The 26313-nt window shown below is 53.7% G+C and carries 28 protein-coding genes; 12 read left to right on the forward strand and 16 right to left on the reverse strand.

The window, feature by feature from the left end; genetic code table 11:
* Positions 1 to 2: 2 nt before the first annotated feature.
* Positions 3 to 1304: a murein hydrolase activator EnvC gene (gene envC, locus H7A81_RS03415; RefSeq protein WP_182056727.1), complete on the reverse strand. Its 1302-nt coding sequence runs from the start codon at positions 1302 to 1304 to the stop codon at positions 3 to 5.
* Between the two features lie 249 nt (positions 1305 to 1553).
* Between envC and H7A81_RS03420 the strand changes: the two genes are divergently transcribed.
* The 5 genes from H7A81_RS03420 (at position 1554) to cysE (ending at position 4663) form a co-directional block, all read left to right on the forward strand.
* Positions 1554 to 1985: a rhodanese-like domain-containing protein gene (locus H7A81_RS03420; protein WP_034823789.1), complete on the forward strand. Its 432-nt coding sequence runs from the start codon at positions 1554 to 1556 to the stop codon at positions 1983 to 1985.
* A 17-nt stretch (positions 1986 to 2002) separates the two neighbouring features.
* Complete coding sequence (gene grxC, locus H7A81_RS03425) at positions 2003 to 2257, forward strand: glutaredoxin 3 (RefSeq protein ID WP_007885328.1); 255 nt, start codon at positions 2003 to 2005, stop codon at positions 2255 to 2257.
* 39 nt (positions 2258 to 2296) lie between these two features.
* Positions 2297 to 2761: a protein-export chaperone SecB gene (gene secB / locus H7A81_RS03430; RefSeq protein ID WP_034823785.1), complete on the forward strand. Its 465-nt coding sequence runs from the start codon at positions 2297 to 2299 to the stop codon at positions 2759 to 2761.
* Positions 2761 to 3780: an NAD(P)H-dependent glycerol-3-phosphate dehydrogenase gene (gene gpsA, locus H7A81_RS03435; RefSeq protein WP_182056728.1), complete on the forward strand. Its 1020-nt coding sequence runs from the start codon at positions 2761 to 2763 to the stop codon at positions 3778 to 3780. Before secB ends, gpsA begins: the two co-directional genes overlap by 1 nt.
* Positions 3781 to 3847: 67 nt before the next feature.
* A complete protein-coding gene (cysE, locus tag H7A81_RS03440) occupies positions 3848 to 4663 on the forward strand; it encodes a serine O-acetyltransferase (RefSeq protein WP_034823780.1) in 816 nt (271 codons plus the stop codon).
* On the opposite strand, the gene trmL is transcribed toward cysE, so the two are convergent.
* The 3 genes from trmL to cpxR are packed head-to-tail and all read right to left on the reverse strand — an operon-like array spanning position 4660 to position 7240.
* Positions 4660 to 5133, reverse strand: coding sequence for a tRNA (uridine(34)/cytosine(34)/5-carboxymethylaminomethyluridine(34)-2'-O)-methyltransferase TrmL (gene trmL, locus H7A81_RS03445; RefSeq protein ID WP_058960119.1), 474 nt, complete (start codon positions 5131 to 5133; stop codon positions 4660 to 4662). The two genes, cysE and trmL, sit on opposite strands and share 4 nt — an antisense overlap.
* A 35-nt stretch (positions 5134 to 5168) precedes the next feature.
* The gene (gene cpxA / locus H7A81_RS03450) at positions 5169 to 6545 is read right to left on the reverse strand and encodes an envelope stress sensor histidine kinase CpxA (protein ID WP_034823776.1); all 1377 of its coding nucleotides are present in this window, start codon (positions 6543 to 6545) and stop codon (positions 5169 to 5171) included.
* Entirely contained in the window at positions 6542 to 7240 is a 699-nt protein-coding gene (gene cpxR / locus H7A81_RS03455; RefSeq protein ID WP_034823774.1) for an envelope stress response regulator transcription factor CpxR, read from the reverse strand. The genes cpxA and cpxR overlap by 4 nt, the downstream gene beginning before the upstream one ends.
* A 150-nt stretch (positions 7241 to 7390) precedes the next feature.
* Here cpxR and cpxP point away from each other — a divergent pair, with 150 nt between their 5' ends.
* The 5 genes from cpxP (at position 7391) to H7A81_RS03480 (ending at position 12201) form a co-directional block, all read left to right on the forward strand.
* On the forward strand, positions 7391 to 7903 hold the full coding sequence (gene cpxP / locus H7A81_RS03460) for a cell-envelope stress modulator CpxP (RefSeq protein WP_038644071.1): 513 nt from the start codon (positions 7391 to 7393) through the stop codon (positions 7901 to 7903).
* Positions 7904 to 8102: 199 nt separating this feature from the next.
* Positions 8103 to 9005, forward strand: coding sequence for a CDF family cation-efflux transporter FieF (gene fieF / locus H7A81_RS03465; RefSeq protein ID WP_034823770.1), 903 nt, complete (start codon positions 8103 to 8105; stop codon positions 9003 to 9005).
* 207 nt (positions 9006 to 9212) lie between these two features.
* Positions 9213 to 10175: a 6-phosphofructokinase gene (pfkA, locus tag H7A81_RS03470; RefSeq protein ID WP_034823768.1), complete on the forward strand. Its 963-nt coding sequence runs from the start codon at positions 9213 to 9215 to the stop codon at positions 10173 to 10175.
* A 147-nt stretch (positions 10176 to 10322) separates the two neighbouring features.
* Positions 10323 to 11312 carry a sulfate ABC transporter substrate-binding protein gene (locus H7A81_RS03475; RefSeq protein ID WP_034823765.1) on the forward strand — a complete coding sequence of 330 codons (990 nt, stop codon included), beginning with the start codon at positions 10323 to 10325 and terminating at the stop codon, positions 11310 to 11312.
* Between the two features lie 130 nt (positions 11313 to 11442).
* Positions 11443 to 12201 (forward strand): CDP-diacylglycerol diphosphatase, encoded by a 759-nt coding sequence (locus H7A81_RS03480; protein ID WP_182056729.1) that lies wholly within the window; start codon positions 11443 to 11445, stop codon positions 12199 to 12201.
* Positions 12202 to 12365: 164 nt separating this feature from the next.
* On the opposite strand, the gene tpiA is transcribed toward H7A81_RS03480, so the two are convergent.
* The 3 genes from tpiA to fpr all read right to left on the reverse strand — a co-directional run bounded on the left by tpiA (position 12366) and on the right by fpr (position 14697).
* Positions 12366 to 13133, reverse strand: coding sequence for a triose-phosphate isomerase (tpiA, locus tag H7A81_RS03485; RefSeq protein ID WP_034823759.1), 768 nt, complete (start codon positions 13131 to 13133; stop codon positions 12366 to 12368).
* Positions 13134 to 13253: 120 nt separating this feature from the next.
* Positions 13254 to 13844 (reverse strand): YiiQ family protein, encoded by a 591-nt coding sequence (locus H7A81_RS03490; RefSeq protein WP_034823757.1) that lies wholly within the window; start codon positions 13842 to 13844, stop codon positions 13254 to 13256.
* Between the two features lie 106 nt (positions 13845 to 13950).
* Positions 13951 to 14697, reverse strand: coding sequence for a ferredoxin--NADP(+) reductase (fpr, locus tag H7A81_RS03495; protein ID WP_182056730.1), 747 nt, complete (start codon positions 14695 to 14697; stop codon positions 13951 to 13953).
* 290 nt (positions 14698 to 14987) lie between these two features.
* Between fpr and emrD the strand changes: the two genes are divergently transcribed.
* Positions 14988 to 16184 carry a multidrug efflux MFS transporter EmrD gene (emrD, locus tag H7A81_RS03500; RefSeq protein WP_058960114.1) on the forward strand — a complete coding sequence of 399 codons (1197 nt, stop codon included), beginning with the start codon at positions 14988 to 14990 and terminating at the stop codon, positions 16182 to 16184.
* Here the strand turns inward: emrD and glpX are convergent.
* The 3 genes from glpX to H7A81_RS03515 form a co-directional block, all read right to left on the reverse strand.
* A complete protein-coding gene (glpX, locus tag H7A81_RS03505) occupies positions 16174 to 17184 on the reverse strand; it encodes a class II fructose-bisphosphatase (protein ID WP_182056731.1) in 1011 nt (336 codons plus the stop codon). The two genes, emrD and glpX, sit on opposite strands and share 11 nt — an antisense overlap.
* Positions 17185 to 17280: 96 nt before the next feature.
* Positions 17281 to 18792 (reverse strand): glycerol kinase GlpK, encoded by a 1512-nt coding sequence (glpK, locus tag H7A81_RS03510; protein ID WP_058960112.1) that lies wholly within the window; start codon positions 18790 to 18792, stop codon positions 17281 to 17283.
* A 29-nt stretch (positions 18793 to 18821) separates the two neighbouring features.
* Positions 18822 to 19670 (reverse strand): MIP/aquaporin family protein, encoded by an 849-nt coding sequence (locus H7A81_RS03515; protein ID WP_034823747.1) that lies wholly within the window; start codon positions 19668 to 19670, stop codon positions 18822 to 18824.
* A 421-nt stretch (positions 19671 to 20091) separates the two neighbouring features.
* Here H7A81_RS03515 and zapB point away from each other — a divergent pair, with 421 nt between their 5' ends.
* Positions 20092 to 20331 carry a cell division protein ZapB gene (gene zapB / locus H7A81_RS03520; RefSeq protein ID WP_034823745.1) on the forward strand — a complete coding sequence of 80 codons (240 nt, stop codon included), beginning with the start codon at positions 20092 to 20094 and terminating at the stop codon, positions 20329 to 20331.
* 53 nt (positions 20332 to 20384) lie between these two features.
* Here the strand turns inward: zapB and rraA are convergent, their stop codons facing one another.
* The 6 genes from rraA to priA form a co-directional block, all read right to left on the reverse strand.
* The gene (gene rraA, locus H7A81_RS03525) at positions 20385 to 20870 is read right to left on the reverse strand and encodes a ribonuclease E activity regulator RraA (protein WP_034823742.1); all 486 of its coding nucleotides are present in this window, start codon (positions 20868 to 20870) and stop codon (positions 20385 to 20387) included.
* 153 nt (positions 20871 to 21023) lie between these two features.
* On the reverse strand, positions 21024 to 22361 hold the full coding sequence (hslU, locus tag H7A81_RS03530) for an HslU--HslV peptidase ATPase subunit (RefSeq protein WP_045815700.1): 1338 nt from the start codon (positions 22359 to 22361) through the stop codon (positions 21024 to 21026).
* Between the two features lie 5 nt (positions 22362 to 22366).
* The gene (gene hslV / locus H7A81_RS03535) at positions 22367 to 22903 is read right to left on the reverse strand and encodes an ATP-dependent protease subunit HslV (RefSeq protein WP_071845580.1); all 537 of its coding nucleotides are present in this window, start codon (positions 22901 to 22903) and stop codon (positions 22367 to 22369) included.
* A 205-nt stretch (positions 22904 to 23108) separates the two neighbouring features.
* Positions 23109 to 23999, reverse strand: coding sequence for a cell division protein FtsN (gene ftsN, locus H7A81_RS03540; RefSeq protein ID WP_182056732.1), 891 nt, complete (start codon positions 23997 to 23999; stop codon positions 23109 to 23111).
* Positions 24000 to 24165: 166 nt separating this feature from the next.
* Positions 24166 to 25209, reverse strand: a complete 1044-nt coding sequence (gene cytR / locus H7A81_RS03545; RefSeq protein WP_034823733.1) for a DNA-binding transcriptional regulator CytR — start codon at positions 25207 to 25209, stop codon at positions 24166 to 24168.
* A gap of 167 nt (positions 25210 to 25376) precedes the next feature.
* A partial coding sequence (priA, locus tag H7A81_RS03550) for a primosomal protein N' (RefSeq protein WP_182056733.1) occupies positions 25377 to 26313 on the reverse strand: 937 nt, incomplete at its 5' end.

Genomic DNA, 26313 nt, shown 5'->3' on the forward strand with positions numbered 1-26313 from the left:
ACTTATCTTCCTAACCACGGTAGTGGATTGACGGCCTGTCCCTGACGTCGGATTTCAAAGTAGAGCGAAGGCGTGCCGCGGCCGCCACTGGTACCCACAAGGGCGATAGGCTGTCCTGCCTTCACCTGAGTACCCACGCTCACCAGCGCACTTTGGTTGTAGCCATAAAGACTCATATCGCCTTTACCATGTTCCAATACCACAACCAGGCCGTAGCCTTGTAGCCAGTCGGCCATCAGTACGCGTCCATCGGCGATGGCTTTCACTTCGGTGCCTTCTGGTGCATCAATCACCAGACCTTTCCAGCGCAGTTCACCCTGCATGGATTCACCGAAGCGGTGTTCAATACGTCCATTCACCGGCCATACCGCCTGCCCACCAGGCTTTCCGAGGCCACCGGTGCGCGCCATCAACTCACGTTCGCTTTGTGTGGGTTGATAACTTGATCCCTTGGCTTTTGCCTGCGCCTGACGCTGGCGTACTTTTTCTGCCTCACGTGCTTCACGTTCGGCACGCTCACGCGCTTCGCGTTCGGCTTTGGCAATTTTATCCTGCAGACGGCTTTCGTTTTCTCGCATCTCAACCAAATCGGCCTGATCTTTTTCCAGCGAGCTTTCCAGTACCGTCAGGGTTTTCTTACGTGCCGCACTGGCAGTTTCCAATTTGGCCTGCTGCGACTGCTGTTGGGCTAACAGGGATTTTTGTTGTTCCTGCTTACCTTGCAATGCCTGACGCTGCTCGGCCAACTGTTGCTGAGTTTGTTTGAGATCGTCGATGTTTTTCTGGCGTGCAGCATTAAGGTAGCCGAAATAGGCAAGTATGCGTTCACTGCGTTGTGCTTCTTCACCACCCAGCAGCAGCTGTAACCCATTGTGCTGGCCTTGTCGGAAAGCCGCATCCAATTGCTGAGCCAGCAGTTTTTGCTGCTGAGCCTGCTGTTTTTCCAGACGAGAGATGGAGGTGGTAATTTGCGTGATTTCGCCGTCAAGCGCGGTCAAACTATTGCGCGTTTCCCGAAGCTGCCGGCTGGCTTGCGCAATCACTTTTTCCTGACTTTGCAGTTGATCGAGAAGTTTGCTGCGCTGTAATTTCTGCGCTTTAACGCTTTTCTCTTTGTCAGCGATATCCTGCTGAATGGACTTGAGCTGGGTTTTACTGTCATCCGCACTGTGCGCGTAAACGGGCAATAACAGTGCGCCCGCGCAGAGCAAGCTCAGGGAGATTTCGGACCAGCGAAATAACAACGGATGCGCTGGGCCGTTGTGACAGGTCCTTGTGTGTGTAACGGTCGCTTTTCCCTTCATAGTCGATAATTATTCCACGATGAACAGCCGCTTACCAGTTATCCCGGGCGGGTTTTGCTTTACGAAAGATGTCGGTGCCGAGCTTAGCGGCATAAACCTTGACTCAATTTTGCGATTAGAACACTTTTTTTGGAAAATGACGCACAAATCGTAACTCTGCCCGCTTCGCGACTGTACATGCTAAGTGGCGCAGGTATACTCAGAACCCTTGTTTTAGCTTATTAGCCCGGTCTGGAGTCGTTACCCCTCATGCAAGAAATTATGCAGTTTGCAAGCAATCACACCATCCTTAGTCTGGCATGGGTTGTTTTACTCGTTCTGGTGATTGTGACCACCGTTAAAGGAATGTTCTCTAAGGTAAAAACCATCAGCCGTGGTGAAGCAACCCACCTGATCAACAAAGAGGATGCGGTGGTTGTAGACGTGCGTTCGCGCGATGATTATCGCAAAGGGCACATTTCAGGTGCGGTGAATATTGCAGCGGCTGACATCAAAAAAGGGAGCTTTGCCGAACTGGAAAAGCACAAGTCCCAACCCATAATTGTGGTATGTGCCACTGGTCAGAGCGCGGGTGAGTCAGCCGCTAAATTGAGCGCTGAAGGTTTTGAAAAAGTCTCCGTGCTGAAAGATGGCGTGAGCGGCTGGAGTGGTGAGAATCTGCCGCTGGTACGCGGTAAATAATTCCCAGAGGTAACCGCATGGCTAATGTTGAGATTTACACCAAAGTCACATGCCCTTATTGCCACCGGGCAAAAGCATTGTTGGATCAGAAAGGTGTTTCGTTCCAGGAGATTCCTATTGATGGGAACGCGGCGAAACGTGAAGAGATGATTCAGCGAAGCGGGCGTACGACAGTTCCCCAGATTTTTATTGATGCGCAGCACATTGGTGGCTGTGACGATCTTTACGCGCTGGATGGGCGTCAGGGACTGGATCCCTTACTCCAGGCATAATTTTTCGGTCAGACAATTTAACTCACAGGATTTAGTAACATGTCAGAACATAGCACAAACGAAATGCAGTTCCAGATTCAACGTGTTTATACCAAAGACGTTTCTTACGAAGCGCCAAACGCGCCTCAGGTTTTCCAGAAAGAGTGGGAACCGGAAGTGAAACTGGATCTGGACACCGCTTCATCTCAGCTGGCTGATGAAGTCTATGAAGTTGTTCTGCGCGTTACCGTGACAGCAACCGTTGGTGAAGACACCGCATTCCTGTGCGAAGTTCAGCAGGCGGGTATCTTCACCATCGGCGGTATCGAAGGCACTCAGATGGCACATTGCCTCGGTGCATACTGCCCGAACATTCTGTTCCCGTATGCACGTGAATGCATCACCAGCCTTGTGTCTCGTGGTACTTTCCCGCAGCTCAATCTGGCGCCTGTTAATTTTGATGCCCTGTTCATGAACTATCTGCAGCAGCAAGGTGAAGGCGAAGCGCCACGTCAGGATGCCTGATGACTACCCTCAACGCTTCAATTAGCGTCATCGGTGCCGGCTCGTACGGCACCGCATTGGCCATTACGTTGGCTCGTAACGGCCATCCGGTTCTGCTTTGGGGCCACAATCCGCACAGTGTGGCACAGCTCCAGGCTGACCGATGTAATGCCGCTTTCCTGCCTGATGTACCTTTCCCTGACAATCTTGTTCCTGAAGCCGATTTGGCAACGGTGGTGAGTGCCAGTCGTGATCTGTTGGTGGTGGTGCCCAGCCACGTGTTTGGTGATGTTCTCACCCAACTGAAGCCGCATCTGCGTGCAGATTCCCGAATTGTCTGGGCAACCAAAGGCCTCGAAAAAGAGACTGGCCGGCTTTTGCAGGATGTTGCGCGTGAAATCCTCGGCGATCAGATTCCGCTGGCCGTAGTTTCCGGCCCAACTTTCGCGAAAGAGCTTGCAGCGGGCCTGCCTACAGCGATAGCGCTGGCTGCCACTGACGCACAGTTCGCCGAAGATCTGCAGCAAAAATTGCACTGCGGTAAAAGCTTCCGCGTGTACAACAATCCAGACTTCATCGGCGTGCAACTGGGTGGCGCGGTGAAAAACGTGATTGCGATTGGTGCCGGTATTTCTGATGGCATCGGTTTTGGTGCCAACGCACGTACCGCGTTAATCACACGTGGATTAACGGAGATGAGCCGCCTCGGTGCTGCACTGGGTGCCGATCCCACTACCTTTATGGGCATGGCGGGGCTGGGCGATTTAGTACTGACCTGTACCGATAATCAATCCCGCAATCGTCGTTTTGGCATGATGCTGGGACAAGGCGAGAGCGTTGATGAGGCGCAGCGCATTATCGGACAAGTTGTAGAAGGGTACCGAAACACCAAAGAAGTCAAAGCATTGGCGGCGAGAATGGGTGTTGAAATGCCGATAACCGAGCAGATTTATCAGGTACTGTATTGCGAAAAATCGGCGCGAGAGGCAGCATTGAGTTTACTTGGCCGTGCAAGGAAGGACGAAAACAGCCAAAGCTGAAGCAGGATGCTCAGCTAAATCACCTGCAGCGCCTCTCAGGCGCTTTTTTTATCGGGAGCACAGAGCAATGTCGTCAGAAGAGTTAGAACTGGTCTGGAACAACATCAAAGCTGAAGCCAGAGCGCTGGCTGATTGTGAACCCATGCTGGCCAGCTTTTATCACGCGACTTTGCTCAAGCACGAAAATCTTGGCAGTGCACTAAGCTACATGCTGGCGAACAAACTTGCCAACCCGATCATGCCAGCCATTGCGGTACGCGAAATCGTTGAGGAAGCGTATCGCGAAGATCCAGAGATGATTGTCTCTGCAGCTTACGATATTCAAGCCGTGCGCCAGCGCGATCCTGCCGTTGATAAGTATTCAACGCCATTGCTGTATCTGAAAGGCTTCCATGCATTACAGGCTTATCGCATCGGCCACTGGCTCTGGAAAGAGGGCCGCCGCGCGTTAGCCGTCTATTTGCAGAACGAAATCTCCGTCTCCTTTGCAGTGGATATCCACCCGGCAGCCCGTATTGGTCGCGGCATCATGCTCGATCATGCTACCGGTATCGTGATTGGTGAAACCGCCGTAGTGGAAAATGACGTGTCGATTTTGCAGTCGGTCACGCTAGGCGGTACTGGAAAAACCAGCGGCGATCGCCATCCGAAAATCCGTGAAGGTGTGATGATTGGCGCCGGTGCCAAGATTCTCGGTAACATTGAAGTGGGGCGCGGCGCGAAAATTGGTGCGGGTTCGGTGGTACTACAACCAGTGCCGCCGCATACCACGGCAGCCGGTGTGCCTGCGCGTATCGTTGGCAAACCCACCAGTGATAAACCTTCGATGGATATGGACCAACTCTTCAACGGCGCGGGCTTCGAGTACGGCGACGGAATTTAGCTCTTGATCAGTGCGCCAGCATAATCAAGCTGGCGCCACGCTTCATAAACCACCACAGATACCGCATTCGACAGATTCATACTGCGACTTTCAGCCATCATTGGGATGCGGATCTTCTGCTCTGCTGGCAGCGCGTTCAGTATCTCTGCCGGCAAACCACGGCTCTCAGGTCCAAACAATAAATAATCCCCTTTCTGATAGCTCACAGCGCTGTGGGCAGGTGTGCCTTTGGTGGTGAGTGCAAACAGACGCTGTGGTGCTTCAGACTCGATAAACGCAGTGTAATTGGCGTGTTTTTTGAGTGAGGTGTATTCGTGATAATCGAGCCCGGCGCGGCGCAGGCGCTTGTCATCCCAGGCAAAGCCCAGCGGCTCAATCAGATGCAATTGGAAGCCTGTATTGGCACACAAGCGGATGATATTGCCCGTATTTGGCGGAATTTCTGGTTCAAATAAAACGATGTTCAGCATAAGGCCCCCGGAAACGAGGGCCGAAGCATAGCAAATTATTGACGAGCGGAGTACAGCGGCAACCAGAGTGTAAGGCGCAGCCCCCCTAATGGGCTGTCATCGGCTTTCACCCAACCGCGATGCTGTTGCACGGCTGTTTCCACAATCGCCAGTCCGAGACCGGTGCCACCAGATTCACGGTCGCGTGCTTCATCAGTGCGATAGAAGGGGCGGAAAATCTGCTCGCGATCTTCAGCGCTGACGCCTGGGCCATCGTCATCAACGTGAACGGTAATACCCTGAATATCCACCGAGAAACTCACGCTGATATGCGTGTGGGAATAACGCAGCGCATTACGCACGATGTTTTCCAGTGCGCTCTCCAGGGCATGCGGGTTGCCGTACAGTGGCCACGGACCAGGCGGATACGGCACATCCATGGTTTTACCCATCTGCTCGGCTTCAAATTTGGCATCTTCCAGTACACCGTTCCACAGCTGGTTCGCCTTCATCGCTTCACTGACTAAGGCATTTTTATGCTGAGTGCGTGAGAGCACCAGCAAATCGTTAATCATGCCATCAAGCCGCTGGGCTTCCGTTTCGATACGCTGAAGTTCTTTACCTTCACCATTGCGACGGCGCAGTAGGGCGGTAGCCAACTGCAAACGTGTCAGTGGCGTGCGCAATTCATGACTGATATCGGATAACAAACGCTGCTGTGCGGTCATCATGCGTTCAAGTGCGCTCACCATTTGGTTGAAACTTGAACCTGCTGCCAGGAATTCCTGTGGACCGGATTCCAGTTCAGGATGCTGGCGTAAGTTTCCGCTCGCCACTTCATCGGCAGCATGTTTCAGTTTGCGCGCTGGACGCGCCAGGCTCCACGCCAGCCATAACAGCAGTGGCGAGCTAATCAGCATGGTGACAATCAGCAGCAATAACGGACGGTCGAACAGTAAATTGACGAAGTCCAGTTGAGAACTGGTGGCGGGGCGGATCAGGTAGAGCTGATAGTTATCTTCACCATCCTGCACGGCGAACGGGCCCACCATCTCCACACGACCATACTTTTTCTTCTGCGGATGATCGGCATTATCAGACTGGCCGATAAAGTTACGAATCACCTGCATTTCATTATGCTGCGCCCCGATCACCCGGCCTTCGCTGGTCACCAATAACAAGCGTTGGCCGGGTGGGGCCCATTTGTCGATGGCGCGAAAGAGCCTGCGCCACCACATCAGGTCGTTAGGGGGATCTTGCGATAACTCAGCTTCAACATGCTGTTCAATCATGGTGCCCTGTCGTTGCTCACTTTCCAGCAGTGCAGTCATCTGGCGTGAGTCGAGTTTGGGCACCATCAAAACCAGCATCAACACCAGCGCCAGGGTGAGCCAGAAAATGGCGAAGATGCGGGTGGTCAAACTTCCAATCATGATGCCGAAACCATCAGATAGCCGCGTCCGCGTAGCGTTTTAAACCACGGATGACCATCACGACGTTCCGGCAATTTACGACGCAGGTTTGAAATGTGCATATCAATCGCGCGGTCAAACGGCGTCAGGCGTTTACCCAGCACTTCCTGACTGAGGTGCTCACGCGACACGACCTGACCTAAGTGCTGTGCCAGCAAATAGAGCAGAGTGAATTCCGTGCCCGTCAGATCCAGCGTTTCACTATCGAAGCTGGCTTCCTGGCGGCCTGGGTTGAGGCGCAGGCAATCCACTTCCAGCGTGGGTGAACTATTGTCATGCTGCTGTTGTTGTTCGCTCCAGTTTGAACGGCGCAAAATAGCCCGAATACGCGCCACCAGTTCACGGTCATTAAACGGTTTTGGTAGATAGTCATCCGCGCCCAGCTCAAGGCCAAGAACACGATCCAACTCACTACCACGAGCGGTCAGCATAATGACCGGAGTTTGGTGCTGTTGTCGTAATTCTTTCAACGTATCAATACCGTTCTTCTTCGGCATCATGACGTCGAGTAATAACAAGTCAACGCTGTTATCCAGCAGGTTAAGCGCCTGCTCGCCATCGCTGGCGACAATCACCTCAAAACCTTCCATCTCAAGCAGTTCTTTAAGCAGCGAAGTTAATTCGCGGTCGTCATCAACCAACAGGATTTTATTCATTTTTTGTTGCCCTCCGCAGGCAAAATACCGTGTTCCTTGACTTGCAATCCAACGCTTTACGTAGTTTTACACCCCCTGACGGATGTTTGCAGCTATCGCCGTACACTAGCTCTCGTTGAATCGCAAAACGGAACGAACTGGGAGTAAACGATGCGCTACTTAACCGCCGTCGTCATTGCCTCAGCGATGGTTCTCAGTCACGCCAGCGCAGAAGCAGCAGACACGACGACGATTGACGAGATGCATCATAACGGCGGATTGACGACAGGCAGTATGACGCAAAATCCGCAAAGCCACATGTTCGATGGCATTGAGCTGACTGAACAACAGCGGCAACAGATGCGAGACCTGATGCAGCAAGCACGACATGAGCGCCCGGTTATGAGCGTTCAGGATATTGAAACTATGCATGACCTTGTCATTGCAGACAAATTTAACGAATCGGCTATCCGACAGCAGGCAGAGAAACAAGCCCGCGCGCAGATAGAACTGCAAGTTGAGATGGCTCGGGTTCGCAACCAGATGTATCACCTGCTAACGCCTGCACAGCAAGCGACATTGCAGAAGAATTATGAGCGGCGACTTAACGATATGCGTCAGCTCTCAGGATTGCAGCCATCATCACCGCTGCATGCAGTGAGTAGTACCAGCAGTAACCAGTAACATAGTATCCCTGTTTTCCTTGCCATAGACACCATCCCTGTCTTCCCCCGCATGATGCGGGGGTTTTTTTATCTGCCAATCCTGTGCTGCATCATCACCTTAATATTCAATTCACGCAGCTTACGCTTGCCGATGATAAACTTGAGCCATTATGTGACTAAAGGCGTTGCGCTGAGCAGACGCTTCTATGAGGCATGGCATGGATCCCTCCTACGCGAAACTCGTCAACCGCGCGGCGCTGGCGGCAACGACGCTGGCGACATTACTGTTGATCGTGAAAATTTTTGCCTGGTGGCTGACCGGCTCAGTCAGTATGTTAGCCGCCCTGGTCGATTCACTGGTGGATATCGCTGCATCGCTCACCAATTTACTGGTGGTGCGCTATTCACTCCAGCCTGCAGACGCTGATCACACCTTCGGCCACGGTAAAGCGGAGTCGCTTGCCGCACTGGCACAAAGCATGTTTATTTCCGGCTCGGCACTGTTTTTATTTCTCACGGGTATTCAGCATCTGGCCTCACCCAATATATTACGTGCGCCGCTGGTCGGTATCGTCGTCACTGTGGTCGCCCTTTTGTCCACCCTGTTACTGGTGACTTTCCAACGCTGGGTGGTGCGTCGGACACGCAGCCAGGCGATACGTGCGGATATGCTGCACTATCAATCTGACGTGGTGATGAACGGCGCGATCCTGGTGGCTTTGGTGTTAAGCAGCTATGGTTTTGTCCGGGCAGATGCGCTCTTTGCGCTGGGGATTGGGGTGTACATCCTCTATAACGCTTTGCGCATGGGTTATGAAGCGGTGCAATCTTTACTGGACCGCGCATTGCCGGAAGAAGAGAAGCAGGCGATTATCGATTTGGTTAGCGACTGGCCAGGTGTGCGCGGTGCCCATGCACTGCGTACGCGTCAATCCGGGCCAACCCGTTTTATCCAGCTTCATCTGGAAATGGATGACCACCTGCCGCTGGTGCAGGCGCATCAGGTAGCGGATCAGATCGAGCAAGCACTCCGGCTTAAGTTTCCCGGTTCAGATGTTATCATCCATCAGGATCCCTGTTCGGTGGTGCCTGAAAATCAGCAAGGCTTTTTCCAGTTTTAGCGTTTAAATATCATGGCGTTGCGTTATAAAAATGACGTAACGCTAACAACTCTGTAAAAAAATAGCGAAAACTTGTCTGACCTGAATCAATTCAGCATCAAGCCTTTGATATACTATCTGCAACTATTAAGCCGCACGATCGTGAGCGGGTTTACACCGGTCGGCAGGCAGGAATAATCCTTAGTTTTGAACAATCCAGAGGTTGTCATGATCAAAAAAATCGGAGTACTGACCAGCGGCGGTGACGCCCCAGGCATGAACGCAGCCATCCGCGGAGTTGTCCGTTCCGCGCTGAGTGAAGGCCTTGAAGTTTTTGGTATCTACGACGGCTATCTGGGATTGTATGAAGACCGTATGATCAACCTCGACCGTTACAGCGTGTCCGACATGATCAACCGTGGCGGCACTTTCCTCGGTTCTGCACGCTTCCCGGATTTCCGTAATGAGGAAGTTCGTCAGGTTGCCATTGAGAACATGAAGAAGCGCGGCATTGACGCGCTGGTGGTCATCGGCGGTGACGGTTCCTACATGGGTGCCAAACGTCTGACGGAAATGGGTTTCCCGTGCATTGGTCTGCCAGGCACCATCGATAATGACGTTGCCGGTACCGATTACACCATCGGTTACTTCACGGCGCTGGAAACCGTGGTTGAAGCGATTGACCGTCTGCGCGACACCTCCTCTTCGCATCAGCGCATTTCGATCGTGGAAGTGATGGGTCGTTACTGCGGCGATCTGACTCTGGCTGCTTCCATCGCCGGCGGTTGTGAATTCATCGTGCTGCCGGAAATTCCTTATACCCGTGAAGAACTGGTCGAAGAGATCAAAGCGGGTATCGCCAAAGGTAAAAAACACGCCATTGTGGCCATTACCGAACACATCTGTGATATCGACGATTTGGCGCACTATATCGAAGCTGAAACCAAACGCGAAACGCGTGCCACTGTCCTCGGTCATATTCAGCGTGGCGGTGCGCCATGTGCTTACGACCGTATTCTGGCTTCACGCATGGGTGCTTACTCCATCGAACTGCTGTTGCAGGGCTACGGCGGACGTTGTGTCGGTATTCAGAATGAGAAGATGGTGCATCACGACATCATTGACGCGATTGAAAACATGAAGCGCCCATTCAAGCGCGACTGGCTGGATACGGCGAAAAAACTCTACTAATCAAACTAAATCAGGGCGCGGCCTCCACCGTGCCCTTTTTTATTCCCCCTTATATTCCCTACAGTTATAACCACTTATTTTTAATTCTTTAATCATTGAATTGGTTTATGTCAGTCTTGTTCTATAACGACCTCGGGAGAGCAAGCAATGAACAAGTGGAGTATTGGTGTCACCCTGTTACTGGCTTCCACCAGTGTTTTGGCAAAGGATATCCAGCTGTTAAACGTTTCTTACGATCCAACGCGTGAGCTGTATGAGCAGTACAACAAAGCGTTTAGCGCACACTACAAGCAGGAAACGGGCGACAATGTGGTGATCCGTCAGTCTCATGGCGGTTCAGGGAAGCAGGCGACCTCTGTGATCAACGGCATTCGTGCTGATGTCGTGACCCTGGCGCTGCAGTCTGACGTGGATGCTATTGCTGACCGTGGTCGGATCGATAAAAACTGGATTAAGCGTCTGCCAGACAACTCCGCCCCTTATACTTCCACCATCGTGTTCCTGGTCCGTAAGGGCAACCCGAAGGGCATTCATGACTGGAACGATTTAATTAAACCCGGCGTATCGGTGATCACCCCGAACCCGAAAACCTCAGGTGGCGCACGCTGGAACTATCTGGCCGCATGGGGCTGGGCACTGGATCAAAACAACGGTGACCAGGCCAAAGCGCTGGCGTATGTGAAGGCGCTGTTCAAGAACGTAGAAGTGCAGGATTCGGGTGCACGTGGCGCGACCAACACCTTCGTAGAACGTGGCATAGGCGATGTGCTGATTGCCTGGGAAAACGAAGCGTATCTGGCAGTGAACAAGCTGGGTAAAGACAAGTTCGAAATTGTCACGCCAAGCGAATCGATTCTGGCAGAACCAACCGTTTCGGTGGTCGATAAGGTGGTGGATGAGCAGGGCACGCGTAAAGTGGCCGAAGATTACCTGAAGTATCTCTACTCACCAGAAGGCCAGACCATCGCAGCGGAAAACTTTTATCGTCCACGCGATCCTGAAGTCGCGAAAAAGTTTGCCAGCACCTTTGCGCCGGTGAAACTGTTCACTATCGACAGCAAGTTCGGTGGCTGGACGCAAGCGCAGAAAGCGCACTTCGCCGATGGTGGTAGTTACGATCAGGTCATGAAACCGTAATCGTCATCGCATCAAACTGAAACGGTCAGCCTGATGCTGGCCGTTTTGCATTACAGTGCAGTAAAAGTCCGTGACATTGCCCAGACGGCAGGCGAGGATGCTGGCAGGTGATGAACAGAGGAATTCGGCCATGCAGGGAAGTCGTCGCACCCTGAAGTTGCTAACCGTTTTACTGCTGGTGCTGATTGTCGGACTGATCGTCAGCGCCTTCCATTTCCAGAAAAACTCCAATGCCCTCTGGCAGATCATCAGTGAAAAGTGCGAGCCCAATCTGGCGAAGAGTGGCAATCCCGCCCCTTGTCAGCAAGTGAATACGGCACAGGGTTATGTCACGCTGAAAGACCTCAACGGTCCACTGCAGTATTTACTGATGCCGATTGAAAAAATCACTGGCATGGAAAGCCCGATTATTCTCGAACCCACCACGCCCAATCTGTTTGCCGCCGCCTGGCTGCAGCGCAGTCTGTTGGCCAAAAAACGCGGTGCACCGATTGACGATAGCGCGCTGTCGCTGGCGATTAATGCGCAGTATGGCCGTACACAGAATCAACTGCACATCCACATCTCCTGTCTGCGTCCTGATGTGCGTCAGCGGCTTGATGCGTTAAGCCCTAAGCTCAACGAGCAGTGGCAGCCAGCCACGCTGCGTAAACATCGCTATTTGATTCGCACACTGTCGACGGCTGAACTGGCGCAGCAAAGTGTCTTTATTCGTCTGGCGACTGAAGTGCCTAATGCGCGCAGCGAGATGGGAAAATATGGGATGGCACTGGCGGAATTGCCGGATGGGCGCTTAGCGTTGCTGGCGCTGGAGCGCAATTGGCTGATGCTTAACAGTGGTTCTGCGGAGGAGTTGCAGGACCACCAATGCCAGATTTTGAACCATTAACCATGGCTTCCAATATAAAGCTTCAATGAAACGTATAAGCACGCTGGGGGGTTCCAGAACTGTTTCATCACATCTTCCTCAGTGTATGAGTTACATGTCTCAGTACGAATCTCTGGCAATAAAAAAGGCGGCTCATCAGCCGCCTTGTTCCACACCGAAAAAACTTAGGCGTTTTTCGCTGCTGCAGCTGCTTTCACGATCACTGCGAACGCATCGGCTTTCAGTGAAGCACCGCCAACCAGCGCGCCATCGATATCTGGCTGGGTGAACAGTTCTGCGGCATTTTTGTCGTTAACAGAACCGCCGTACTGAATGATAACCTGCTGAGCAATCGCCGCATCTTTCTTCGCGATATGGTCACGAATGAATTTGTGCACGGCCTGGGCCTGCGCAGGTGTAGCGGATTTGCCGGTACCGATCGCCCAGACTGGCTCATAAGCGATAACCACGCCTTCGAACGCAGCCGCACCCTGAGTTTCCAGCACGGCGTCGATCTGACGTGCGCACACTTCTTCAGTCTTGCCCGCTTCGTTCTCTGCTTCAGTTTCACCGATGCACAGGACTGGCACCAGGCCGGCTGCTTTCAGAACAGCAAATTTCTTCGCGATGAACTCGTCGCTTTCTTTGTGGTAAGTACGACGCTCAGAGTGGCCGATGATGATGTATTTCGCGCCGACATCTTTCAGCATTTCTGCGGAGGTTTCACCGGTGAATGCGCCAGACAGGTTAACGTCAACGTTCTGTGCACCCAGTGCAATGTGGCTGCCGGAGACGGCGTGTTTTGCCAGGTCAAGATAGAGAGTGGGTGGAGCAATTGCTACGCCACAACCTTCAACACCAGACAGCTCTTTGCGCAGACCTTCAATCAGCTCGCCTGCCATGTGCTTGCTGCCATTCAGTTTCCAGTTACCCATAACCAGTGGATGTCGCATTCTTTCCTCCGCATAACGCGATTCATGAAATAGCGCTGCCATCGGGCAGCGATGTCTGCCAGACAGTATAGAGATCAAACGTGTCGCTGGCTTTGCTTTTCGTCATTTTTGCCGCGGTGATCAAGGGGTCGCGAGCGCCAGTTTTATTGGCTCAACCGCGAAGGTTAATCCTTTGTCACCGTTATCCGCGACCACAAAACGCAATGCGCCTTCAGTACTGGCAAAATAGCGTGCGCCTTTGCCTGCGCTGAGCAGTGCATCAAGCTTTTTGCGTCCATCTGCAGGCGATAAACCTGGGACAAAAAATCGCAATAATGCTGTCATGTAATCCATCGCACGTGCCTGCGCGGCTTTCATATCCGGGCCGGGAACCGGTAGCCAGGTAATTTGCAGCGTTTTGATTTTTCCGGTGCCCTGCTCCAGCGCGGTAGAAGCATAGAGTGTTTCATTGATCTTGCTGGCGGCGCGCGTCAGGTTGCTTTTATCGTCTCGATTATCAATCGCACGATATTCTTGCAACGGCAGGTCCGGATTCGTTGCGTTGTACTTCTCGCGGAACTGCGCGATGGTCATATCGAAGGTGGGGGCACCTGCCAATAGATAAGGGGCGGCAGGCAGGTGATCGCTTCGATCCTGCGGTGTCGCATCCTCCGCCCAGGCGGGAAATGTCAGCGCGACGCTCAAGAGCAGCGCGACTGGCAGGTTCTTCATTGCTTCGGCCCTAAATCATTCACTTAGCCCACGATTAGAACGGTTTTTACCGACCAAAGTCAAAACCCGCACAGGGAAAAGTCTGACATTCTTCACACCACACGGATTACCAGTAATGCTCGCTGGTCATATGGCCGGGTTTGCGTTTGAAATGTTTACGCATCTCACGCGTATCTTTCAGCAATTGCTGGGTATCGCGCACCATTTGCGGGTTACCACACAGCATCACGTGGCTGGTGTCAGCGGTCATCGACAAACCCACCGCACGTTCAAGTTCACCGCTCTCAATGAGCTGCGGAACACGACCGTGCAGTGAACCGGCGATCTCTTCGCGACTCACCACCGTCTGAATATGCAATTTGCCCTGATAACGCTGTTGCAGCTGCTGCATCAACGGCAGGAAGCTCAGGTCATCGGCGAAACGTGCCGCATGTACCAGCACAATGTTATCAAAGCGTTCCAGGTCTTCGCCCTGTTGCAGAATCGATAAATAAGGACCTATCGCCGTGCCAGTGGCCAGCATCCATAGCGTACTGCAATCGGGAATTTCATTGAGTACAAAGAATCCGGCAGCTTCTTTGGTCACCATCACCTGATCGCCAGGCTGCAATGCCTGCAAACGTGGACTGAGCTTACCCTCTGGCACCGTGACCAGATAGAACTCCAGTAAGGGATCGCGCGGTGCATTCACATATGAATAGGCGCGTTGCACGCGTTCACCATCAATTTCCAGCGCAAGCTTGGCAAACTGCCCGGCGGTAAAGGTATCAATCGGCGCGGTAACGCGCAGGCTGAACAGTGCATCGGTCCAGTTTTTCACTTCTTTCACTTCCGCATTGATCCACTCTGCCATGATCGCTCCTTATTATTGATTATTCAGGCGTGTCACTATCATCGTCAGCCCTCTCACAGATTTCCAGCCCGGCGGAGAGTAAAGGGCTCTCAGCGACAAATCATGCGCACTCCACATCAACTGTAGCGGTCGGGTTACGACCCGGTACGTAATCTTGACACCACGGCGTCAGTCGCTTTGCACTCACCTCTCGATTTGTCATGCAATCCTGATATTTTTGCCGCCATTAATCGCCAGCAGCCTTTTTTAGTGCTGCTTTTATTTTGTTTCTCAGGCAGACATTTTGTTCCATGTTGAAGAATAAAACACAAAACCGCTTCCTGTTATTCATGCTGATCGTGCTGGTGGCGGTCGGACAGATGGCGCAAACCATCTATGTGCCGGCGATGGCGAACATGGCCGAAGCCCTGAACGTACGCAGTGGCAGCATGCAGCAGGTCATGGCCGCTTATTTGATGACCTATGGTGGATCACAACTGATCTATGGTCCGTTGTCAGACAGCTTTGGCCGTCGTCCGGTGATCCTTATCGGTATGACGATCTTTGCCGTGGGGGCATTGATCGCCATGTTTGCGCCATCACTGCAGATTTTGGTGCTGGGCAGCGCGGTGCAGGGTTTGGGTACTGGCGTGGCGGGGGTGATGGCGCGCACTATGCCGCGCGATCTCTATTCCGGTATCGCCCTGCGCCAGGCCAATAGTCTGCTGAATATGGGAATTCTGGTGAGCCCGCTGCTGGCACCGGTGATTGGCGCGCTACTGACGCACCTGTTTGGCTGGCACGCTTGTTTTGCCTTTCTGCTGTTGCTGTGCGTCGGCGTCACAGCTTCCATGGCGCGCTGGCTACCCGAAACGCGTCCCGTGGATACGCCTGCCACACCATTTCTGCGCCGTTATGCCACCTTACTTAGCGACGGGAATTTTATCCGCTATCTGCTGCTGCTGGTGGGCGCCCTGGCAGGCATCGCAGTGTTTGAAGCCAGCTGTGGTGTGTTGATGGGGGGCGTGCTCGGTCTGGATGGCATCACCGTCAGCATTCTGTTTATCCTGCCAATCCCGGCCGCCTTTTTTGGTGCGTGGTTTGCCGGACGCGAGCAGAAGTCCTGGCATACGCTGATGTGGTACGGCGTGAACAGTTGCTTGCTGGCGGGTCTGCTGATGTGGATTCCGGCATGGTTCGGCATCATGAATATCTGGACACTGCTGGTGCCTGCCGCACTGTTCTTCTTTGGTGCCGGGATGCTGTTCCCATTGGCAACGTCCGGTGCGATGGAGCCTTATGCATGGTTAGCAGGGAGTGCGGGCGCGCTGATTGGTGGCATACAGAATTTGGGCTCTGGCGTAATTGCCTGGCTGTCGGCGCTACTGCCGCAGCACGATCAGTCGAGCCTCGGGATGCTGATGTTTGTCACGTCGCTGGTGATGCTACTGTGCTGGTGGCCGCTCTCACGTCATCCGGAGAGCGGCAAGCAGGCGATTACAGGATAAACTGATGCAGCGCCGCGTCTTTACGATCCAAATAGTGGATCGACTGGATGCGGCGGATAGTGCGAGATTTACCGCGTACCAGCAGGGTTTCGCTGGTGGCGATGTTGCCTTTGCGCGTAATGCCTTTCAGCAGGTCACCGGTGGTGATGCCGGTGGCGGCGAAAATCACGTTATCGTTACGCGCCATCTCTTCCAGCTTCAGCACTTCTCCGGCTTTAATGCCCATTTCAGCACAACGTTGCAGCTCCTGCTCGCCCAGACGACGGTTCTCTTCACTGTCGCCTTTGACGTGGTGACGTGCCAATAGGCGAGCCTGCATGTCGCCATCCATTGCACGGATCACTGCAGCGGACACCACACCTTCTGGCGCACCGCCGATACCGTAAAGCACATCCACTTCGCTGTCAGGCATGCAGGTCAAAATCGAAGCCGCAACATCACCATCCGGGAAGGCAAACACACGCACGCCGAGTTGCTGGAGCTGAGCGATCACCGCGTCATGGCGCGGCTTAGCCAGAATCGACACGGTCAGCTGGCTGAGGGGTTTATCCAGAGCGATGGCGATGTTCTTCAGATTGGCTTCGAGCGGCAGGTTGAGATCGATAGCACCGCGCGCGCCGGGCCCGACAATCAGTTTTTCCATGTACATATCAGGTGCGTGCAGGAAGCTACCTTTATCGCCCACGGCTAATACTGTCAGTGCGTTGGCCTGACCCATCGCCGTCATGCGTGTGCCTTCGATAGGATCGACAGCGATATCCACCGCATCCCCACGGCCGGTACCGACTTTTTCACCGATATAGAGCATCGGCGCTTCGTCGATTTCGCCTTCGCCAATCACAATCTGACCGTCGATATCAATGGTATTGAGCATAATGCGCATAGCGTGGACGGCTGCACCGTCGGCCGCATTTTTATCGCCGCGTCCTAACCAGTGATAGCCCGCTAATGCAGCGGCTTCGGTCACACGGGAAAATTCAATCGCGAGTTCTCGTTTCATGGTTGCACCTGATAAAAAACAGGCAGGCAGTGTAACACGGAGGGGAAAGCAGGGCGGGGAGAAAAACCCGCGGCAGGGTGCCGCGGGTCAAAGGTATTACTCAGCGTCTTCCCACGCTTGCGCACGCGCCACGGCTTTCTTCCAGCCTGCATAGCGCACGTTGCGTTCGGTGGTTTCGATGCTTGGGCGGAACTCACGTTCAACGACCGCTTTCGCGCGTACTTCCTCCAGATCGCTCCAGAAGCCCACCGCCAGGCCAGCAAGGTAAGCTGCACCCAGCGCGGTCACTTCACGTACTTCCGGACGCTCAACGCGCGTACCGAGAATGTCTGACTGGAACTGCATCAGGAAGTTGTTGGCGACCGCACCACCGTCCACGCGCAGAGATTGCAGACGGGTGCCCGCATCGTTCTGCATCGCTTCCAGGACGTCACGTGTCTGATAAGCAATCGATTCCAGCGTTGCACGGATGATGTGATTTGCGTTGGCACCACGGGTCAGACCGAAGATGGCGCCACGGGCATACGGATCCCAGTAAGGCGCACCCAGACCGGTAAACGCAGGCACCATGTAGACGCCGTTGGTGTCCTTCACTTTCAGCGCGAAGTATTCAGAGTCCGTTGAATCACTGATCAGCTTCATCTCATCACGCAGCCACTGAATGGAGGCACCGCCGATGAACACCGCACCTTCCAGTGCGTAGTTCACTTCGCCACGCGGGCCGCAAGCAATGGTGGTCAGCAGACCGTGCGTTGAAGTCACGGCTTCGGTGCCGGTGTTCATCAACATGAAGCAGCCGGTACCGTAGGTGTTTTTCGCCATACCCGGTTGTACGCACAGTTGGCCGTACAGGGCTGCCTGTTGGTCACCTGCAATACCCGCGATTGGGATACGCGTACCGCCTTTACCCCCGATGTTGGTCTGGCCGTAGATTTCAGAAGAGCCTTTCACTTCCGGCAGCATTTCGCGCGGAATATCGAGGATCTCCAGCATACGCTCATCCCACTCCAGCTTGTGGATGTTGTACATCATGGTACGAGAGGCGTTGGTGTGGTCGGTGATGTGCACACGCCCCTGGGTCATTTTCCATACCAGCCAGGTATCAACGGTACCAAACAGCAGCTCGCCACGTTTTGCACGCTCGCGCGCACCTTCAACGTTGTCGAGGATCCACTTCACTTTGGTGCCTGAGAAGTAAGGGTTAATAACCAGACCGGTGGTATGCTGGATGTACTCTTCCAGACCCTCTTTCTTTAGCTTGTTACAATAGTCCGCTGTACGTGGATCCTGCCAGACGATGGCGTTATAGATCGGCTTACCGGTCTCTTTATCCCACACGATGGCAGTTTCACGTTGGTTGGTGATACCAATCGCGGCAATCTCATCAGAACGGATGTCGGCATGGGCCAGCACTTCGACCAGCGTTGAGCTTTGTGACGCCCAGATGTCCATTGGGTCGTGTTCTACCCAGCCCGCTTTCGGGTAAATCTGGGTGAATTCGCGCTGCGAGACGGCGACGATGTTCGCGTCATGATCGAGTACCACGGCACGCGAGCTGGTCGTGCCCTGATCGAGCGCGAGAATGTATTTTTTATCAGTCGTAGTCATTTTATTTTCCTGATGATTAACGATGAAACTTACGCTTTACGCTGCTCAGCGCGTGCGACCGGTTTTTCTGTTTTGCTGGCTTCCGCCACGTTGACCGGCAGGTTACGGCCAATCAGTGAACGGTAACCGAAGGCTCCGAGGCAAGCACCCACCAGTGGGCCAAAAATCGGAACCAGGAAGTAAGGAATATCTTTGCCGCCGGTGAAGGCCACATCACCCCAACCTGCGATGAAGGCGAACAGTTTAGGACCGAAGTCACGCGCCGGGTTAAGTGCGAAGCCGGTGAGCGGGCCCATTGAACCACCAATCACGGCAACCAGCAGACCAATTAACAGCGGAGCCAGTGGACCACGTGGTACGCCGTTGCCGTCATCAGTCAGCGCCATGATCACCGCCATCAGTACCGCCGTAATCACCATCTCAACCAGGAACGCCTGACCGACACTGATGTGCGGGTTAGGGTAGGTTGAGAAGATACCGGCCAGATCGAGGCTCTGCACGCTGCCTCGCACCATTTGATGGCTGGCTTCATAATCAAAGAACAAATTGTAGTAGAGGCCATAAACCAGCGCCGCCGCACAGAAGGCACCGGCAACCTGCGCCAGGATGTAAGGCAGCACTTTGCGGCCTTCAAAGTTAGCAAACAGGCACAGCGCGACCGTTACCGCTGGATTTAAATGCGCGCCGGATACGCCCGCACTGAGATACACGGCCATGGAGACAGCAAGACCCCAGATAATACAGATTTCCCACTGACCGAATGCGGCACCAGCCAGTTTTAATGCAGCAACACAGCCTGCACCAAAAAAGATGATCAAACCGGTACCGAGAAACTCGGCGATGCATTGACCTTTTAGTGTGTTCGTTGTCTGACTCATAATGGCATTCCTGAAGCGAGGTTAAATTTTATCAGTTTTTGTTCTCAATCCATGAGTCACCCAGCTCTTATGTAGGGCTGATGTGAATTTATCGTTAACGAGCATAAACGAGAAATAGCGAAATCGAAATATGTGTACTCCGTCATAAAAATGCGCGTTTTCGCGTCTTTTACCTTTCTTTAAGGGCCATTAACCCTGCTTTACTTAAGTCCAATATCGTGACCGCGCGCAAAAATGCGCGATCGTGAGCGTTTTTTTAAGCATTAACTGAAAAGTGTTACAGACTGCCCGTGCAGGCCTTGTGTCGCTGGACTTGCGGGGTGTGGCTACATACAATCGGGACATCGTGGCTGGACGCACCATAACAAGGCAGTCCCAGCACCATCAACGCCTTGCAAGAGATTTAGGAGAGGTCATAAAGATGTCATTTGAAGTGTTCGAGAAACTGGAAGCGAAAGTACAGCAGGCGATTGATACCATCACCCTGCTGCAGATGGAAATTGAAGAGCTGAAAGATCAGAATAATACGCTGCGTAACGAAGCCAGCCAGGCTTCTGGCAACCAGGATGCACTGGTGCGTGAAAACCAGCATCTGAAAGAAGAACAGCACGTGTGGCAGGAGCGTCTGCGTGCACTGTTGGGAAAAATGGAAGAGGTTTAAGCGTCTATGCTTAAACCCATGACGGGTGCTACGGCACCCGTTTTTGTTGAGGCTTACTCGATATCGAGGGCGTCTTCCGACAGAATGATGCCGGTGTTATCGGCATAAAGATGGTCTCCAGAGAAGAAGGTTACGCCGCCAAAGTTAACGCGCACGTCACTTTCGCCAATCCCTTCTCCCGCCGCACCGACCGGAATCGCGGCAATCGCCTGAATACCAATTTCCAACTCTTCCAGATCGTCCACCTGACGCACTGAGCCGTAGATCACCAGGCCTTCCCACTCGTTTTGCGCTGCCAGACGCGCCAGTTGCGCATCAACCAGAGCACGACGTACCGAGCCGCCGCCATCAATCACTAACACACGACCCCGGCCATTCTCTTCCAGCAGATCGTAAAGCAGGCCGTTGTCTTCGAAACATTTCACTGTGGTGATTTGCCCACCGAATGAGGTGCGTCCGCCAAAATTGGAAAAGAGCGGTTCAACCACGTTCACTTCTTCATGGTAGATGTCACAGAGTTCGGAAGTATCGTATTTCATGAGGGTATCGTCTGTTTGCCACAGGAGCGGTAAGTATATCGCTATCTGACGATTGTTGGCAAAATCATCACCCGCTAAAAAAAGCGCTGCATCAATATCCTGCGTAAAAAAATGCCCGGCACAGTGGCCGGGCAGCGGATAACGATGGAACCTTTACAGAATAAAGCGGCTGAGATCTTCGTCGGCCACCAATTCGTCCAGGTGTTTGCCAACGTAATCAGCATCGATGGTGATGGATTCGCCGTTGCGATCGCTGGCGTCATAGGAGATGTCTTCCATCAGACGCTCCAGCACGGTGTGCAGACGACGTGCACCGATGTTTTCAGTCGTTTCGTTCACCTGCCATGCCGCTTCGGCGATGCGACGGATGCCGTCTTCGGTGAAATCAACGTTCACACCTTCAGTGCCCATCAGTGCTTTGTACTGTACGGTCACAGAAGCGTTTGGCTCCGTCAGAATACGTTCGAAATCATTCACGGTCAGCGCCTGCAGCTCTACACGAATCGGCAAGCGACCCTGCAGTTCTGGAATCAGATCTGACGGGCTGGCGACCTGGAACGCGCCTGAAGCGATAAACAGAATGTGATCAGTTTTCACCATGCCGTGCTTGGTGGACACGGTGCAGCCTTCCACCAGTGGCAGCAGGTCGCGCTGTACACCTTCGCGTGATACATCCGGGCCGCCCGCATTCTGGCCGCCGCGCTTACAGATCTTATCGATTTCATCAATGAACACGATTCCGTGCTGCTCAACGGCTTCGATGGCGTCTTGCTTCAGCTCTTCCGGATTCACCAGTTTTGCCGCTTCTTCTTCAATCAGCAGCTTCATGGCTTCTTTGATCTTCAGCTTGCGCGCTTTCTGCTTCTGGCCGCCGAGGTTCTGGAACATCGACTGCAGTTGGCTGGTCATCTCTTCCATGCCTGGAGGCGCCATGATTTCAACACCGGCTGCGGATGCGGCCAGATCGATCTCAATCTCTTTATCATCCAGCTGGCCTTCACGCAGTTTCTTGCGGAATGACTGACGGGCCGCAGAAGGTTCGGCAGTGTGCTCAGCCTGGCCCCAGTTATTTTTCGCCGGTGGGATCAGCACATCAAGAATGCGCTCTTCCGCCATCTCTTCAGCGCGGTATTTGTTTTTCTCGATGGCCTGGCTACGCACCATTTTGATGGCAGAGTCGGTCAGATCGCGAATAATCGAGTCGACTTCTTTACCCACGTAACCCACTTCGGTGAATTTCGTGGCTTCGACTTTGATGAAAGGCGCATTGGCGAGTTTTGCCAGACGACGCGCGATTTCGGTTTTACCGACACCAGTCGGGCCAATCATCAGGATGTTTTTTGGCGTCACTTCATGACGCAGCTCTTCGTCGAGCTGCATGCGGCGCCAGCGGTTACGCAGTGCAATTGCCACGGCCTTCTTTGCGCCGTCCTGGCCGATGATAAAGCGGTTAAGCTCGCTGACAATCTCGCGGGGAGTCATCTCAGACATGATGTTTAGTCCTTAGCCTTAGACGGTAATTCTTCAAAGTTGATGTTGTGGTTGGTGTAAATGCAGATATCGCCAGCGATGTTCAGCGCCTTCTCAACGATATCGTGCGCACCAATGTCGGTGTTCTCCAGCAGGGCTCGAGCCGCTGCCTGGGCGTAAGGCCCACCAGAACCGATAGCAATCAGATCATTTTCTGGCTGGATCACGTCTCCGTTACCGCTGATGATCAGTGAGGAGTTCTCATCAGCTACCGCCAGCAGCGCTTCAAGACGGCGCAGCATGCGATCGGTACGCCAGTCTTTCGCCAACTCGACCGCGGCTTTCACCAGGTGGCCTTGATGCATTTCCAGCTTGCGCTCGAACAGTTCAAACAGGGTGAAGGCATCTGCGGTGCCGCCAGCAAAACCAGCGATCACTTTGTCATTGTAGAGACGACGCACTTTCTTCACGTTGCCTTTCATCACGGTATTGCCGAGCGTAGCCTGGCCATCACCGCCAATCACGACTCGGCCGTTGCGTCGTACACTTACTATTGTTGTCACGGGCAGACCCCTTGTTGCAGTGGATAAGTAACTTCGCGCACAGAGCGCGAAGTATCATGCAACCAGATATGGGGTAGGTTTGGAGGGTTTCAACCCCGAGATTTGTCTTACTTGAAAGGGCAAGTGCATTAGTGAGGTGCGTTCACCCCTGTAACTTACTGATGCAAGCTCAGGGGATTCACGCACTTGCCGCGAGGCGAATGACTTAAGGTAAAGCGAGAGGAATGCAGCTTCCGTGTCCGGAGCTGTGTAAGCGTTTGACCGTGCTGTCAGCGCTGCTGCGATCTTTAAACGGCCCGATTACCACACGATTCCAGCCACCGCTGGTGGTGATACGACTCTCGAAACCTTCAAAAGCCAGACCTGCGCGCACAGACTCCGCCTGGTCAGTGCCTTTGAACGAGCCACACTGCACCATCCAGCGCTGCGAAGCGGCTTTCTCTTCCGGTTTCGCTTTTGCCGTTTCCTGCGGTTTCGGCTGTTGCACTGGTTCACGCGTTATCGGCGCTGGCTGTTGTTGTTGACGCGTCGCCTGCTGTTGCTGCAACTGCTGTTGGCGCTGTTGCTGTTGTAACTGTTGCTGCTGGCGCTGCATCTGTTGTTGCTGCACTTGCACCTGCTGCTGACGTTGCAGAGTTTGCTGACGCTGTGCCGGAGTTTGTTCGTTCCACGGCACTTCGTTGAGCTGCGTCGGTTGCTGGCGCATATCAGCCTGCATCTGTTCCAGCAATTGGCGCTGCTCATCCGTCAGCTGTGTTTGTGATTGCACACCACCACCAGCAGACGGTTCAGTCGGCGTCGGCACGGTGATTTGGCGATTTTCCAGCTCTTTGATGTATTTCCAGCGCTCTTCCGGCTTTGGCGGAAGGCCGTTGCCGTTGGCTTTATGATTCGGAATGACCTCAGTCTCTTCTTTTTTATGATGAGAGATGAACCATAAACCACCGGCAAAGGTGACCAGCACGGCCACGGCCAGTATGATCATCAACTTTGACGTGCCGGAGCCGCCTTTGCTTTTCTTACTGCGGCCTGCAGCGGGTTTTTTGCGACGCGTCCCTGTTGAACGCCCGCGGCCTACATAATCTCTCTGTGCCACTTTCGTTCTGATACCCTTCAAAAAAATGCCAATGGGCGAAACCCTAAATTAAGACGGGTGTAAAAGTTCTGTTAATTGCCCGGCAACGAATGCGTCATGTTACTCAAGGGCTGGAACTTTGACCAGCAGAGTCTGCCTTCAGAATCCGCTGAAAATGCAGTGAAGCCTAGACCATTTTTCCCGTTTTTGTGGCGGGTGCAGTGCTTCCGCGCACGCGTAATTCCGCGTCGAGTAAACGTGAGCCGTTGTTGACGCGTTTGCCCTGCAGTTCATCCAGCAGCAGCAGCATCGCTTCGCGACCAATGGCAAATCGCGGCTGTGCAACGGTGGTGAGTGGGGGATCGTAATACTGCGCCAGTTCGATATCGTCAAATCCCACCACGGAAAGATCCTGCGGAATGCGCATGCCCAGCTTTCGTGCCTGATTCATTGCACCCAATGCCATCAAGTCGCTGTGGCAGAAAATGGCTTTCGGCGGCTGCGGTAAGCTCATCAACTGTTTCAGCGCACTGGCACCAGCTTCGAAGGTGAAATCACCGTGCACAATCATCGTGGGATCAATGGCGATACTGCTGCGGCGCAGAGCCTGAATGTAGCCTTGTAAACGATACTGGCTGAGCGGGATATGTTCCGGCCCGGTAATGCAGGCAATCTGGCGATGACCGAGTTGCAGCAGATGATTGACAGCTTCAAATGCCGCCGTCAGGTTATCAATATGCACGGTAGGCAGAGCCATTTCCGGGGCGAATTCGTTGCCCATCACCATCGGCGGCAGGTTACGCTGATCTTCAATTCCTGCATCGAACGGCAGTTGTGAACCCAGCAGCACCATGCCGTCGATTTGGCGCGTCAACATCAGGTTGAGGAAGGTTTTTTCCTGCTGATCCTGATGTGCGCAGTCGCCAATCAACACCAGATAGCCTTCCTGCGCCGCGGTGACTTCGACGCCACGGATGATTTCACTAAAGAAGGGATCGCAGATGTCCGGCACTATTACCAATATGGTTTGCGTTTCGCCGCGTTTGGCATTGCGCGCCAGCCCGTGTGGCGCATAGCCGACATCAATCACCGCTTGTTCTACTTTCTGCCGGGTGGCAGCCGAGACTTTTTCCGGGTTCATCAGCGCGCGAGAAACCGTGGCGGTAGAGACGCCGGCTTTCTCGGCCACATCTTTCATGGTGGCAGCAGATGAAGGTTGCTTCTGGTCCAACGTATAACTCCTGACGCGGTACAGCGCATTGATTTTCAGACATTGCCGGGCTTCAGCCGGGATGGGCACTATTGATAACCCAACGTCGGGTGAGGTTGTTACTTAATTTGCATAAAAATTGTGACTTGTGCGACTTTTTTCGATCTGGCTCGCAGATGTGATGCGGCCTAACTCTCGGTGGGGTCGATATCCAGTGTCCATTTGGTTTTGCGCGCGGCGGGCAGGGTGGAGATTAGCGGCAGCGAACTGCTCAGCAGCTGTTGCAGGCGTTTACGCGAAGGATGCTGTAGCAACAGTTGCCAGCGCCAGCGCCCACTACGTTTCGGTGCCAGTGCCGGAACCGGCCCCATTAACCACATGGCCTCATCTTTCAGCGGGCTGGCTTCGAGTAAATTGCGCAGCTGTGTGAGGAATTCCGCGGCCTGCGCATTGTCCATGTCTTCCGCGCGGAACAGCGCGTGGCTGGTCCACGGCGGCAGCTGAACCGATTGGCGCTCCAGCAAGGTTTCCTCGGCAAAGGCGAAATAGCCACGATGCAGCAACGTTTGCAACAGCGGATGCTCGGGATGGTGCGTCTGCAGCAGTACTTCACCCTGTTTACCGGCGCGCCCGGCGCGCCCGGCCACCTGGGTATAGAGTTGAGCAAAGCGTTCGGCGGCGCGGAAATCGGCGGAGAATAAGGCGCCATCGACATCCAGCAGGGAAACCAGCGTCACGTCGGGGAAATGGTGCCCTTTTGCCAGCATCTGTGTGCCAACCAGAATGCGGGCACCGCCGCGATGCACATCCGCCAGATGCTGCTCCAGTGCACCTTTGCGGCTGGTGGTATCGCGATCAATGCGCGACACCGGTACGCCGGGAAAGAGTGTGCTGAGCTGCTGCTCAAGCTGCTCTGTACCGACGCCGACCGGCATCAGGTGTGTGGAACCGCAACCCGGACATTGATTGGGCAGCGGGCGCTGGCTGTCGCAGTGGTGGCAGCGCAGCTGACGATGATGCTGATGCAGCGTGTAATAGCTGTCGCAGCGTTGACACTCTGCCAGCCACCCGCAGTCGTGGCACATCAATGCAGGCGAGAATCCGCGGCGGTTGAGGAACAGCAAT

The sequence above is a fragment of the Pantoea sp. ME81 genome (genome assembly GCF_903970985.1).
GTDB classification, from domain to species: domain Bacteria; phylum Pseudomonadota; class Gammaproteobacteria; order Enterobacterales; family Enterobacteriaceae; genus Pantoea; species Pantoea communis.